The organism is Peredibacter sp. HCB2-198 (genome assembly GCF_045999315.1).
Taxonomy (GTDB): Bacteria; Bdellovibrionota; Bacteriovoracia; order Bacteriovoracales; family Bacteriovoracaceae; genus Peredibacter.
Map to the genome: position 1 here is coordinate 1,743,898 of NZ_CP174607.1, position 13,121 is coordinate 1,757,018.

The following is a 13,121-nucleotide window of genomic DNA, read 5'->3' on the forward strand; positions in this document are numbered from 1 at the left end:
GCCTAGTTCACACATTTTTTTGTCAAGCTTTGATATAGGTCCTATAATTTACATAAGATTTTTGTTTAGGAACTTTATCGAGGATTGATAAAACCAAATGAACCAAGTCAAGAAGAGCCCGACAGATGAAGTCGGTAAACGAGCCTACTCAGCTTTTGGACGTATTAATGGTCAACATCCTTTTAAGGATCAGGTTCCTGGCGGAAGAGTAGAATACAAGGCCCGTTATAAGAAAGGTGGCAAAGTCACTTTCTTCAACTTCGACCTCGCTAAAGAAATGGGACTTCTCCCAAAATCTCACGAAACAAAATTAAATCCTGAATTAGAAAAAGAAATCCTGGAAACCTTTAGCCTTGTGATCATCAATGAATATGATGAGATGAACAAGATCAAGTTCCCACAGGATGAAATCCATCCTCATACTTATATGGCCACTCGCTACTTGCAGTTGCAACACCCTGATAAAACGGGGCGCACTTCAGGGGACGGTCGTTCGATTTGGAACGGTCATTTTCGTGGCAACGGCATTACTTGGGACGTCTCAAGTTGTGGAACTGGGGCAACGAAACTTTCTCCGGCCTGTAACATCAATAAGATCTTCTATCAGACAGGTGATCCGTCGATTTCATACGGATGCGGACTTTCAGAAGTAGGAGAGGGTCTTGAGACGCTTTTCTTCTCTGAAGTGTTGGGGAAGAACGGTTTTAAAACTGAGCGTGTGCTGGCAATTATTGAGTTTGATAAAGGTCTAGCGATTAACGTTCGCGCTAATCCAAATCTTATGCGTCCAAGTCACTTCTTTGGACATTTGAAGCAAGGGAATCTTGCGACTTTAAAGCAAGTCGCTGACTACTATATTGAACGCCAGATTGAGAACAAAGCTTGGTCTCAGACGACGTTCAAGAACAATAAAGAAAAGTATTTCTATCTCGCAAATCAAGTGGCCCGTGATTTTGCTGCCGTGGCGGCGAAATTTGAAGATGAATATATCTTCTGTTGGTTAGACTGGGACGGCGATAACATCCTGATGGATGGTGGGATCATTGATTACGGTTCCATTCGTCAGTTTGGACTTTTCCACGCTGAATATCGTTATGATGATGTGCAGAGATATTCGACCACGATTTTAGAGCAGAAGCAGAAGGCCCGTTACATCGTTCAGTGTTTCGCACAGATTGCTGACTTCCTGACGACAGGTAAAAAGCGTTCGCTTTCTGAATTCAGACACCATGATGTGTTGAAGCTTTTTGATAAGCATTTCCACGAATGTAAAGATCGCAACCTTGTTCAAAAAATTGGATTTAAGAAGAATCATCAGGACTTTCTGATGAAGAATCATAGACATCTGGTGACGAAGTTCCGTAAGCCGTTTAGTTATTTCGAGAGATCGAAATCTAAGCGCGGAATGTACAAAGTTCCAGATGGTATTAACCGTGACGCTCTTTTCTGTATGAGAGATATCCTGCGTGAGATGCCTCAGTTGTATCTGACGAAAGAGGGGATGCTCAATGATGAAGATTTTATTGAAGTGATTAAGTCTTCGTACGCTAAGAAGAGTGATCTAAAACTAACTGAAGTTCGTAGAAAACAGATTAATAAATTTCAGACTGCTTATATGGCCCTGCTTGCCGCCGTTCAAAAAGAGACCGGTCTGACTCGCACTCAGCTTCTACTGGAGCTTACGATGCGTTCATCTGTCATTAATAAGTATGACAGAGTGACTGGTGACTCGATTACATTCATTGTCCAAAAAGTTCAAAAGCTCCGTCCCAAACTAGGTGCGGAAGAGTTATATCAGCTTGCACAGCAATTCTCTTCTTACCAAAACCTGGACCCGGATCAAAAAACCGTTTCCAATGAAATTCCCCCACGGCACAAGAACATCATGCAGGGTTTATACTCTATTGTTCGAGAGTGCCGTGAGGGGCTATGAAGCTAGTCTTCTATAGCGGCGGAGACGATAAAGACAATCGCCAGTTAGATAAGGATTTCGTTCAGCTCATCGGAAAGAAAAATCCGGTAGTGACGTTTATTCCGTCTTCTTCATATTTGTCAGAACAAGAGTTCAAGGTCTTTGTTAAGCACTATTCAAAGTATAAGATCTCTCGTTTCATTCACTTCCCGGTGGATGTGCCCTTCGATCGCATCATGCTTCAAGAAGTTCTTCGGAGTGATGCCATTCATATGGCCGGCGGAAACACGTTCTATTTCTTAAATAGTCTTCGTAAAGCAAAGCTTCTTCCAAAGCTTCGTGAGTTTGCAGAGAGGGGCGGAGTCCTGACTGGTCTCTCGGCCGGTGCAATCATGATGACCGAGACCATTAATATGGCCGCTTATCCGGAATTTGATCGTGATGAGAACAGTGTGAAGATTAAAAATCTATCATCTATGGGATTGGTGGACTTTTATTTCTTTCCGCATTTTAAGAACTCTTCTCGCTATGATGCTGCCTTTAAAAAATATTCAAAGACCCACAAGAAAGTCATCTACGCTTGTCCAGATGGGGCAGGGATTGTGGTTGATGGGACAGAGATTAGATTTGTGGGGAAATGTTATGCCTTTTCGGAAGGGCATAAATTTGTGATTAATTAGCCAAGTTCGAAGAAGCCTTAAGAATAATTAGAAAATAAAAAATCCAAAGCTTTGTATAATTCAATAATGGGTAAATTATTTGGAATCGGATTGATAGTTCTTTCAATTTTTCTTTTGAAAAATCATATTCAAAGAATAAGTGAAGCCTTAAAGACCAAGATACGTCCAGCATGGGCAATCATTTTTGAGGAATTATTGACTGGGCCAAGTGGTTTCTATTTCATCTTGGGATGTCTTGGAATAGGGTTTTTTATAGCAGGCTGAACTACTCATAAAGTTCGGGTGACACAAAACTACGGAAATCAAATTGAATACTATTCTAAAAATACAAATCCCGATTGGACTAAATGTTTAGAGGATAAATTGGGGCATGTCCCTACGCTCAAGCCTTTGACTAATCAACCTGGAGTTTGTTCATTTAAGTAAAGGTTCAGTGATGAATGCGAACGTTTTTTTGAAGCTTTTAGTTCTCCTGGTTATTATCATCTATGCTTGGGTGACGAGAAAAGAAAAGCAGACTTTGAGTCAGAGACTTCGTGAATTCAGTGTTAAAGATTGGATTCTGGTGGGTATTTTTATGCTCATAAGCTTTCTTTTAATTTCTTTCCTAAGTACATGAACAGTCCTCGTCTAAAAGATCTTCATGATTCGAGATCTAAATGCAATTGATGGAGATTATTACGAAAAATTGGTACGAATAATGATGAATGATTTGAAAAGAATCAAGTTGTTTGAAAATTTAAGGGAGATTTTCATTCAAATCTCTATCTAACACTTTTTTAATGCAACGAAAGTGCTATTGTAAAGATGAATAGAATTTTGAATTAATGCTTCATCGGCTTCCCAAGCCCTATCTTCTCTTCAAAATACCTATAAAGCGCTGGCAAGAATATTAGAGTTAGCAGAGTAGAAGTTATCACCCCTCCAATAACAACCAATGCTAGAGGTCTCTGAACCTCTGAGCCTAGGCCACCAGAAAATGCCATGGGAAGAAATCCAAAGATATCAGTCAGGGCGGTCATCAGAACTGGTCTAATTCGTAATTTCACACCAGTTAAAATCAACTCATCACCAGTTTTGTGATGATACCTTAGATTATTAAAGTAAGTGATGAGTACCATCCCATTTACGACTGCAATTCCTGAGAGAGCAATAAACCCGACTCCCGCCGAAATACTAAACGGAAGTCCACTTCCCCAAAGCATGAGAATGCCTCCCACCCATGCAAAAGGAATACAGGCAAAAATAAGAAGCGAAAGAGCCCAATTAAAAAACGCATAGTAAATCAGAAGAAAAACCACGAGAAGAGTAATCGGAAGAATGATGAATAAACGGCTTTTAGCATTTTGAAGGTTCTTGAAATTTCCTCCCCATTCAAGAGTCGTTCCTGGTGGAAGTTTTACTTCTTTTTGAACTTTGGCCGCGGCCTCTTTCACGTAGGATTCAATATCACGATTTTTTACATTGATAAGAAGTGCCACACGTCGACGGGAATTTTCTCTTGTGACCACACTAATGGCGTCTTTAATTTCTAAATCTGCAATCTGATGAAGCTTAATATTAAGTCCATCATTTACATTCACAGGAATCTCTTTAATCCTTTCTAGGTTGGCCCTTTCCTTATTATCCATTCTCACAACCAGCGGATAGCTTCGAATATCTTCAAAAATTTTTCCTACTTCTTTACCACCCATAATGAATTGAACCGTATCAAGAATATCATTGTTTCCATAGGCCATGTTTCGGCGCATTTCGACCTTAGGGGAGATCTTTAAAAGTTTATTCTTCCCTTGAACATCTAACTCAACATCTTGAGAGCCCCGAACTTTTTCAATCACACTTTTAAGCTTTTGTGCTGTTTCTGTAACGACGTTCAAATCCTCTCCAAAAATTTTAAGAGAGATATCTGAGCGAGTTCCCTCCAAGAGTTCATTGGTTCTCATCTCAATTGGTTGTCCCATCATAAAGACAGCACCGTTGGGTTTCTTTTTTAGTTGTTTTAAAATCTCGTCTTTAAGAAGTGGTCTTGTGATACCCTCTCGCCATTCCTTCTCTGGCCTAAACTCCACAAACATATCCGAAAAGTTCATGCCGTTTGGATCATCTGGTACCTCTGCAGTACCGATTCGCGAGAAGGTGTGTTTTACCTCTGGGATTTTTAGAATTTCGTTCTCGAGTCGTTCTTGCTCGGACACCACAAATGAAGGAGCAATATCCGCCTTTCTCACGACTCGAATAGCAGCACTTCCTTCATCGAGACGAGGGATAAATTCCCCACCCAGTGTAGAGAAGAGGTAAAAAGACACACCTAAGATTCCAACAGAAAAGATCGTGAGACCCCAAAAACGATTCATGGACCACTTAAGAAATGGAAAATAGGCCTTTTCAAAATACCGCATGATAAATGGCGTCTTCTCTTCATAGTCTCCTTTTAAGACCTTCGCGGCCAAAGCAGGGACCGTCGTAAAAGAAAGCACGAAGACTGCCACTAGAGCATAGATAAAGGTCTTTGCCATGGGAGCAAACATTTTTCCTTCGACCCCAGTGAGGAGAAGAAGCGGAACAAACACCAGGATAATAATAATTCGGCCAAGGCCCGCGGCCGACATGATTTCTGCAGTGGCATCAATGACGGTTTCTCTGATCTCTGCTTTAGAGAGTCTAAATCCTTTTTCCTTCTTCTTGGCCGAAATATGGCGAAGACAGTTATCAATCACGACGACTACAGCATCAATGATCACCCCAAAATCAAGGGCCCCAAGACTCATAAGGTTTCCCGAGAGCTTTGTGTGGGTCATGATGATAAAAGTGATAAGAAGGCTCACCGGGATCATGAGGGCTGTGACGAGACTCGCTCGCAAATCGCCAATAAGTAAAAGAAGAACTAAAATAACGAGCCCGCACCCTAAGAAGAGATTGTGTTCAACGGTCCCTAATGTTTTATTAACAAGTTCGGCGCGATTATAGAGAGGAACAATCACATGGTCTTTGAGCATGGTCTCGTTGATCTCTTTAACGGTTTTATCAAGCCTCACCGCGACTTCTCGAGAGTTATCGCCTGCAAGCATCAAGGGACTTCCAATGAGGGCCATCTGTCCATTCAGCGTGGAAGACCCAACGATTAAACTTTTATCCAGACGTGTTTCGGCCACATCTTTAATGAGAATAGCTCCCAGATTTTTAGACATCTTGATGGGAACTTCTCCAATGTCTTCCAGGTTCCTTAATAGACCAACACCTTGGATGAGAATCTGTGAGTCTTTCTCCTCGAAATAGCTTCCTCCAACGTTGTAGTTGTTTTCTTCAAGAGCTTCGATTATCTCTCTGACAGCAACGCCTCTTAAATGCATCTTTTGAAGATCTGGAATGACGTAATACTGCTTCTGATAAAGACCCAGGGTATTGACTTCGGCCACACCCTTTTCACGCAGGAGACGTGGTCTTACCACCCATTCTTGGAGAGAACGGATTTCCATGGCGTCTTCTAGAGTCATTTTCTTGTGATTGTCCTTCGGGAGGAGAGCATAGTGATAAATGTCACCAAGGCCCGTTACAATGGGACCCATGAAGACTTTAAACTTCCCTTTGAAGGTCTCTTCTACATTTAAGATTCTTTCGGAGATAAGCTGACGGGCGTCCAGAATTTTGGTTTCTTCGGAAAAAATGACGGTAATGTGGGAAAGACCGAAGCGTGAAATGGAGCGCACTTCTTCAATGCCTTTAATTCCATTTAGGGCCTGTTCAATGGGAAAGGTTATCTGACGCTCAATTTCTTCCGGTGAAAGACCTCCACCGAGGGTGATGACTTGTACTTGCACGTTGGTGGTATCAGGAACTGCATCAATGGTAAGTTTTTTAAAGCAATATAAACCATAGAGACTCACGACTACGGTGAAGAAAAGAACCAGGACACTATTTTGAACCGAAAACCGAATGATTGTTTTCATCATATGGCGAGGTATGAGTTTCCTATTTCTTCTAATGGTTCGTTATTAATGATGTAAATCTCCATTAAATGCTGGGCAAGAATGTTCTCTAAATTTTGGGAGCGAGTAAGAACTTCCAAGAATTCATTCTTGTAACTCAGAAATATGGGAATGGAGATAAGCCCACGATTAAAAAGGCTCCGCGTTTCTTTGATAATATCGCCGAATTCATTTAATTTTCGGTAGTCTTTCATTTCTTTCAGAACATCAGTGTAGCGTTTAACTCTGAAGTCAAACTCTTTTCTTTTTTGTTCCAACATGTAGTCATATCGTTTTTGGTTCCGAGTAATAGAAGCTCGACTTGCTTGTTTCATACCCTGATTGAGATTGAAGCTCGGAATAGGAAAGATGAGTCCTACGCCATAGAGATTGTAGTCGAGACTTCCAAGACGATTAAATTGCCACATCGGACCGATTTTTAAATCAGGCCAAACCATGGCCTCCTCTCTCTTAAGTTCAAACTTACTCTTAGAGAGAGCGAGATCGGCGAGTTTAAGTTCGAGAGAGTTTTCTCCTTTGTAGGTCTTGCTTTGTATCTCGGGCCATTCATTATGATTAGTAGGATTATTTATTTTGAGAGTGATTTCACATTCTGAACGAATCATTCTTTGAAAGAATCGGCCAATGAGTTCGATCTCATTTTTCAGTTCTGCTTTATGAAGATCAAGGTTCACAACTGAGATCTCTAGGGAGTTCTTCTCAATTTTTTGTTCAGGGGTGAGAAACTTGATGCTTTGGTAACGATTAATAAAGGACTCGATAAGATTGTGAATATTGTCAATTCGAGTGTAGTAATTCAGGATTTGTTTATTTCGAATAAAAGCGAGAAATAATTCTTTCTTCAAAACGAGCCGCATGTATTCCAATTCTGCTTTTGTAATGTCTTTTTGGGTCCTGAACACTTCTCCCTTATATTTACGCTTATTCCCTAGCTGGAAGTTAAACCAAAGTCTTGTTTCGCTGGCGATGGTGGTTTTCCCTTGTTGCTTTCCATCTGTGGTAAAGTGTTCAAGTTCGGGGTTATAGATTTTTTCAGCATCTATAATATGTCCTCGGATGATGTCGATTTCGTCGGTTTTGAGATTAATATCAATGCTATGAGTGATTGAACGATTAAGAATCTCCCCAATAGTAAGTGTTTCGGTGCAAGTCTCACCGAAGGCCATTAAAGACAGGATTGAGAGTAAAAAAATCAGCATGCCTAGCCTCTATAAACTAAGTCATCCATCACAAAGACAACGATTAATAGAATTCCAAATAGCGCCATGTAGAAATAGACTTTGGAAATAACGTTTTCCTTTAAAAGACTCATAAAAACGATAAGAATGATGAGGCTTTTAAGGATCGCGAATCCGTAGGCAAGTAACTCATTTCCATAACCTAATTCGAGATAGGACAAGCTCACCGTCATGAATAGTAAAAGTAGTAATCCGATATAGGCGAGGTGAACGATTTTACTGCCCATAATTTCTTCCTATGAGATAGAAAAGGGGATAAATAAAGACCCAAACCAAGTCGACAAAGTGCCAATAAAGACCAGCATTGTGAGGAAGATTCTTTTCTTTTGGGTTGTAATAAAGAAACCAAGTCACACCTAAGAGTATTATGCCCACTGCCACGTGAAGAAGGTGAAGGAAGGTAAGAAAACCATAATAGGTAAAGAATAGAGTTTGCGCACTGGAGAGATTCTTAAAATTTAAAGGGAACTTACCTTCTTGGGTGAGATCATAGTACTCGAATCCTTTTATCGTAATAAAGATCACTCCCAAGATCATGGCAAGAATCAAGAAGAGTCTGTTTTTTTTCACATCACTTAAGGCCACAAAATAGCTTGAGGTAATCAGAATCACAGTGTTCACAGTCCCATGAATAAAATGAAGATCATGAGAGGCCATCCGAAATTCAGTCAGGTGCTGATTCATGTCCACCTGATAAAGGAAGATGAGTACTCCAAAAATCATCATTTCTGAGGCCAGAAAGATCCACATCCCCATATGATTTTTCATGAAGCTCCTCCTAAGTCAGGAAGGCGTTCATAATCATAGACATCGGGAACCGTCGCAGGAAGTTCATGAAAATTTTCATGAGGTGGCGGAGATTCGGTCAGCCACTCAAGTCCAGCGGCATTCCAGTAATTGGGTCCCACATTTTTCTTATCAAAGAGAGATACTGTTAGATAGACGATGGGGAAGAAGTAACCAATCCCTAGAAGAATAAGTCCTACAGTCGAAACCTGGTTTAGGTATTCATAGACCTCTGGATAGGAATGATAACGGCGTGGCATTCCTAGATATCCCAAGATGAATTGGGGAAAGAAAGTTAGGTTAAAGCCGAGAATAATGATTACTGCAGAAAAACGTCCCCACTTTTCGTTATAACTTTTCCCTGAGATTTTGGGCCACCAAAAATGAATTCCTCCCAAGAAACCCATTACCGCTCCACCCACCATGATGTAATGAAAGTGAGCGACCACAAAATAGGTATCATGAACGTGAAGATCAATCGCCAAGGAGGCAAGAAATAATCCTGTGAGACCTCCCACCATAAAGAGCGAAATAAATCCTAAAGTATAGATCATCGGTGTTCGAAGATAAATTTTGGCCCGATAGAGTGTGGCGGTCCAGCTAAAGACTTTGACCGCACTTGGAACGGCCACTAGAAAACTAAGAAATGAGAAGATGGTATTGGCGAAGGTGGATTGCCCGCTCACAAACATGTGATGACCCCATACCAAGAAACCAAAAAGCGCAATCGCTAAACTTGAATACGCAATGAACTTGTACCCGAAGACTCGTCGGCGCGAAAAGCAGGAGATGACTTCGCTCACCACTCCCATGGCCGGCAAAATCATGATGTAAACTGCGGGATGGGAATAAAACCAGAAGATATGTTGAAAAAGTAATGGATCTCCACCTAGGGCCGGATCGAAAATACCGAGCCCGAATATTCTCTCGAGAGCAATCAAAAGAACGGCCGTCGCTAATACTGGAGTTGCAAGAACCATGATCACACTGGTGGCATACATGGCCCAAACGAAAAGGGGCATCTTAAACCAGTTCATGTCCTTATGACGAAGTTGATGAATGGTCGCAATGAAATTAACTCCCGTCATAATGGACGAAAATCCCGTGATGAAAACACCCAGTGCTGCAAGGACGACATGGGAATTTGAAAACATGGTGCTGTAAGGAGTATAAAAGGTCCATCCTGTGTCCACACCACCATCAATAGTTGCCCATAAAGTAAAAAGACCTCCAAACATAAATACATACCAGCTCATGAGATTTAGACGAGGATAAACCAGATCCTTGGCCCCAATCATGAGAGGCAAAAGGAAATTTCCGAGTACGGACGGAATGGAAGGGACCAGGAAAAAGAAAATCATGACAATGCCGTGAATGCTAAAAAGGCGATTATAGACATCCGGTGAAACAATATCTCCATGGGCGGTGAAAAGCTCAATTCTCATCAAAAGGGCGGCGAAGGCCCCAATCAAAAAGAACACCGTAATGCTTACGAGATAAAGCCACGCGATCTTTTTGTGATCGGTCGTTATAAGCCAGCTTAGAATTCCGCGAGGGGAATCAAAGTAGTTTTTCATCAATCTTCCTCATACTTTTAATGTACTGAATGAGTGAGTGCACCTCTCCTTCGGAGAGAGTGTCTTTATAAGAAGGCATAATGGCCTCGAATCCTTTCACCTTTTCGGTATGTGGATAAAGGATGGATCGGCGAAGTTCTTCATCGCTTCGTTTGAGACTCACCAAACTAGGTGCCAGTTTTGAGCCCTCATTGTGACAAGTGAGGCAATCGTTTTTTACAAAGAGATCTCTTCCGCCCGTTCCGTTAGGTTGATGTATAAGACGTTTATAGTCCTCATCTTCAATAATATTGATTCTACCTTTCATGAGGGCATGATCTGTTCCGCAGTATTCGGTACAGAAAAGTGGAAAAGTCCCAAGTTTTAAAGGGTGAATCGACATGGTGGTATAGACCTCCGGAAGGAGGTCTTGTTTTACTCGAAAGTCCGGTAGAAACAGACTGTGGATCACATCTTCCGAAATCATGACAAAGTTGATTCTTTTATTTTTAGGAAGATGGAGACTATTAACTTCTGTAAAACCGTTCGGGTGATGAAATTTCCACATCCACTGCTTAGCATAGACAAATATTTCATAGTCCGCCTTTTGGGGCGTCACTTGTGCTTGATAGATATTTGTCGCCCTATAAAAGAAGTACATAAAGAAACTAAGAGTAAAAATGATTAAAATCGCTTCAAGTGTTCGATTGGTAAGGGCCTTAACTTCATTTGTGACTTTAGATGCATGATACTTGAAGCAAAACAAGGCGATAAAAGAGAGGATGATAAGAGTCACAGCACCACAAACTACTGTGATAAACAGCATGTACTTATCTAAGCTTGTTGAAAACGTCGAAACGTCACTGAGCCAATTCATACGATCTTACGCCTCAAATAAATAAACCAAAAAACTAAAACTCCAACGAAGGCCAGACTGAGAAGAGAGAGACCATTAATGACATAGGTCCCATATTTCGATTTTCTAGGATCAAACTCCGAACAAAAACGTTTGATGTGATCTAGGGCAGTAACCGGTGCTCCAAATATGTCCTCAGTGATCTTCAGGTCTGTGACCTTATTAATGACCTGATTATTCTCAACTGTATAAAAAGCGATCTCGTGAGTAATGACATCACTGACAGGATCCCGTTTCATCTCAAAAGGAAGGGCCATTGCAAGCTTATGAATGCTGGTTTTGTCCGTCGTGAGAAAGGTCCAGTGATGTTTGGCATCTCCCACAATTCTCTTTTTCAATTTCAGGGCATCTCTAGGCCCTTCATGTTCATCAATCCCAAAAAAAACCACATGAGGATAAATTTTAAAACGAGCAAGGTCTTGAGACAGGTTCTTCACCATAAAGTCGCAGATATGTTTACAGTTATAGAAGCCCATCACGAGGAGGCTTCGCTCGTTTAAATGTTTTGAGAGAGGTGACGTTACCCCAAACTCATTCGTGACAGGAATGTCGGGTAGCGAAGCTTGAGCTCTGCTACTTAAAATCGCGCAGATAATAATCAAAGGCGCGATCAATAGGCATTTGAACATATCCATCTTTTCCCTTGGACCATTCTTGCAGACTTTGTTTTTGAAGCTTCTCAAGCTGAAGCCGCTCTTCTCTTAAGAAGTGGTATTTTTTATTTTCAATTTCTTTCCGATAATCCATTCTCGCGACATGAAGTTCTTTATTCATGTGCCAGACCACCACATGAGAAATGATGAGAACAATCAATAAAAGAATCGTATTGAAATACAGTCGACTCATAGACCTCCTTTAATGGAGGGCCAAATAAACCAGACCATTTCTAAAACAAATCCCAACAAAGATATCCACATACAAATGTTGATAAGTGCCTCTTTCATTTTTAATCTCGGAGAGCAGGCAAGAACAATTCCTGGGAGGACCCTTAATAGGGGAACTGCAATAAAAAGCACCAGCATCGGTCCTTGGAGCCGGACAATATACCAAGACACTTCTCTCGGAAGATTTCCCATCCATACGATGAGAAATTGACAAAATTGGAGATAGAGCCAGAAGAGGCTAATCGAAACATAGAGATTCACAAGATCTCTTCTTTCATGTTCCAAAGGAGCAATGGGAGTGAGAAGCATGATGCTTAAGGCCCCCAAAGATCCGCTAGAGAGATAAATAAGTCCGTAGAGATTTGAAAACCATTTTGTTTCTAGACTTAGGGCCCAGTCATAAGCAAAGAAGGTTCCAATAACAAAATAGATGTACAACGAAATCCAGGGTCTAGATCTCATAAAGTGATAGGCCACAAAGAGGGAACCTAAGTAGATCACTTGTCTTGCCAATAGATAATAAATTGAGAAATAAGTCGCTCTATGGCCATGAAAGCCGTCCCAAGGATAGAGGTGGCTTGCCATTGAAATGAGAGCGATAAGAGGAATGAACCACAACATCGTGATCCATTTCCATCCAGGAATAAAGCATCTTAAAAATTTTGTCCATTCTCCTTTGAAGTGACCTGACACGGCCAAAACAATACCTCCGCCGAAGAAGGTACTCATGAGAAGATGGAAAAAAACAAGGAAGACTTTCATTTCACTCTCTCCTTGTCACTGTCATCCAGCTTCTCCATGGGAAATCTGCGAGAAAGTCTTAATGCTTCTACATAGGCCACGACCATTTGTCGTTCAGACTGAGTGAGTTTCCTTTTAAAGGCCGGCATTCTACCGATCCCATGAGTGACGACTTCATAGAGATCTGGAAGTTCCTTTTCAAAAAGAGGATCTGGTCTGGTGAGACCTCTTCTAACGGGAAGGCTGTCACCACTTCCATCGAAACCATGGCATAAGGCACAGTTGCGGTTGTAGAGAGTCTGGCCCAAGAGAAGACTTTCCCGTGTTATCTTTAATGGTTTTATTTCTTCTTTAATGGCTATTGTTCCCTCGATAGGCATGCGAGGACTCTCATGAAACCTGAGGGACGATTGCTCACGATG

At 41.2% G+C, this 13,121-nt stretch carries 13 protein-coding genes; 3 read left to right on the plus strand and 10 right to left on the minus strand.

The genetic code is table 11. From position 1 onward, the window contains the following. Positions 1-97 precede the first annotated feature (97 nt). The 3 genes from ACJVC5_RS08660 (at position 98) to ACJVC5_RS08670 (ending at position 2,856) form a co-directional block, all read left to right on the plus strand. Positions 98-1,933 (plus strand): hypothetical protein, encoded by a 1,836-nt coding sequence (locus ACJVC5_RS08660; RefSeq protein WP_408098975.1) that lies wholly within the window; start codon positions 98-100, stop codon positions 1,931-1,933. Further along, positions 1,930-2,592: a Type 1 glutamine amidotransferase-like domain-containing protein gene (locus tag ACJVC5_RS08665; RefSeq protein WP_408098976.1), complete on the plus strand. Its 663-nt coding sequence runs from the start codon at positions 1,930-1,932 to the stop codon at positions 2,590-2,592. Before ACJVC5_RS08660 ends, ACJVC5_RS08665 begins: the two co-directional genes overlap by 4 nt. Positions 2,593-2,658: 66 nt before the next feature. Continuing rightward, positions 2,659-2,856, plus strand: a complete 198-nt coding sequence (locus tag ACJVC5_RS08670; protein WP_408098977.1) for a hypothetical protein — start codon at positions 2,659-2,661, stop codon at positions 2,854-2,856. A gap of 560 nt (positions 2,857-3,416) precedes the next feature. Here ACJVC5_RS08670 and ACJVC5_RS08675 read toward each other — a convergent pair. Genes ACJVC5_RS08675 through ACJVC5_RS08720 form a run of 10 tightly spaced genes read right to left on the minus strand, consistent with a single transcriptional unit; the run spans position 3,417 to position 13,079 of the window. Continuing rightward, on the minus strand, positions 3,417-6,542 hold the full coding sequence (locus ACJVC5_RS08675) for an efflux RND transporter permease subunit (protein WP_408098978.1): 3,126 nt from the start codon (positions 6,540-6,542) through the stop codon (positions 3,417-3,419). Beyond that, on the minus strand, positions 6,539-7,777 hold the full coding sequence (locus tag ACJVC5_RS08680; protein ID WP_408098979.1) for a TolC family protein: 1,239 nt from the start codon (positions 7,775-7,777) through the stop codon (positions 6,539-6,541). The genes ACJVC5_RS08675 and ACJVC5_RS08680 overlap by 4 nt, the downstream gene beginning before the upstream one ends. 2 nt (positions 7,778-7,779) lie before the next feature. Continuing rightward, a complete protein-coding gene (locus ACJVC5_RS08685) occupies positions 7,780-8,043 on the minus strand; it encodes a hypothetical protein (RefSeq protein ID WP_408098980.1) in 264 nt (87 codons plus the stop codon). Continuing rightward, complete coding sequence (locus ACJVC5_RS08690; RefSeq protein WP_408098981.1) at positions 8,033-8,584, minus strand: cytochrome c oxidase subunit 3; 552 nt, start codon at positions 8,582-8,584, stop codon at positions 8,033-8,035. Before ACJVC5_RS08690 ends, ACJVC5_RS08685 begins: the two co-directional genes overlap by 11 nt. Further along, positions 8,581-10,179: a cytochrome c oxidase subunit I gene (locus tag ACJVC5_RS08695; RefSeq protein ID WP_408098982.1), complete on the minus strand. Its 1,599-nt coding sequence runs from the start codon at positions 10,177-10,179 to the stop codon at positions 8,581-8,583. Before ACJVC5_RS08695 ends, ACJVC5_RS08690 begins: the two co-directional genes overlap by 4 nt. Further along, entirely contained in the window at positions 10,163-11,035 is an 873-nt protein-coding gene (locus tag ACJVC5_RS08700; protein ID WP_408098983.1) for a c-type cytochrome, read from the minus strand. Before ACJVC5_RS08700 ends, ACJVC5_RS08695 begins: the two co-directional genes overlap by 17 nt. Next, complete coding sequence (locus tag ACJVC5_RS08705; protein ID WP_408098984.1) at positions 11,032-11,703, minus strand: SCO family protein; 672 nt, start codon at positions 11,701-11,703, stop codon at positions 11,032-11,034. The genes ACJVC5_RS08700 and ACJVC5_RS08705 overlap by 4 nt, the downstream gene beginning before the upstream one ends. After that, positions 11,648-11,920 (minus strand): hypothetical protein, encoded by a 273-nt coding sequence (locus tag ACJVC5_RS08710; protein ID WP_408098985.1) that lies wholly within the window; start codon positions 11,918-11,920, stop codon positions 11,648-11,650. Before ACJVC5_RS08710 ends, ACJVC5_RS08705 begins: the two co-directional genes overlap by 56 nt. Continuing rightward, a complete protein-coding gene (locus ACJVC5_RS08715; protein WP_408098986.1) occupies positions 11,917-12,720 on the minus strand; it encodes a hypothetical protein in 804 nt (267 codons plus the stop codon). Before ACJVC5_RS08715 ends, ACJVC5_RS08710 begins: the two co-directional genes overlap by 4 nt. After that, positions 12,717-13,079, minus strand: a complete 363-nt coding sequence (locus ACJVC5_RS08720) for a c-type cytochrome (protein ID WP_408098987.1) — start codon at positions 13,077-13,079, stop codon at positions 12,717-12,719. The genes ACJVC5_RS08715 and ACJVC5_RS08720 overlap by 4 nt, the downstream gene beginning before the upstream one ends. Positions 13,080-13,121: the final 42 nt, after the last annotated feature.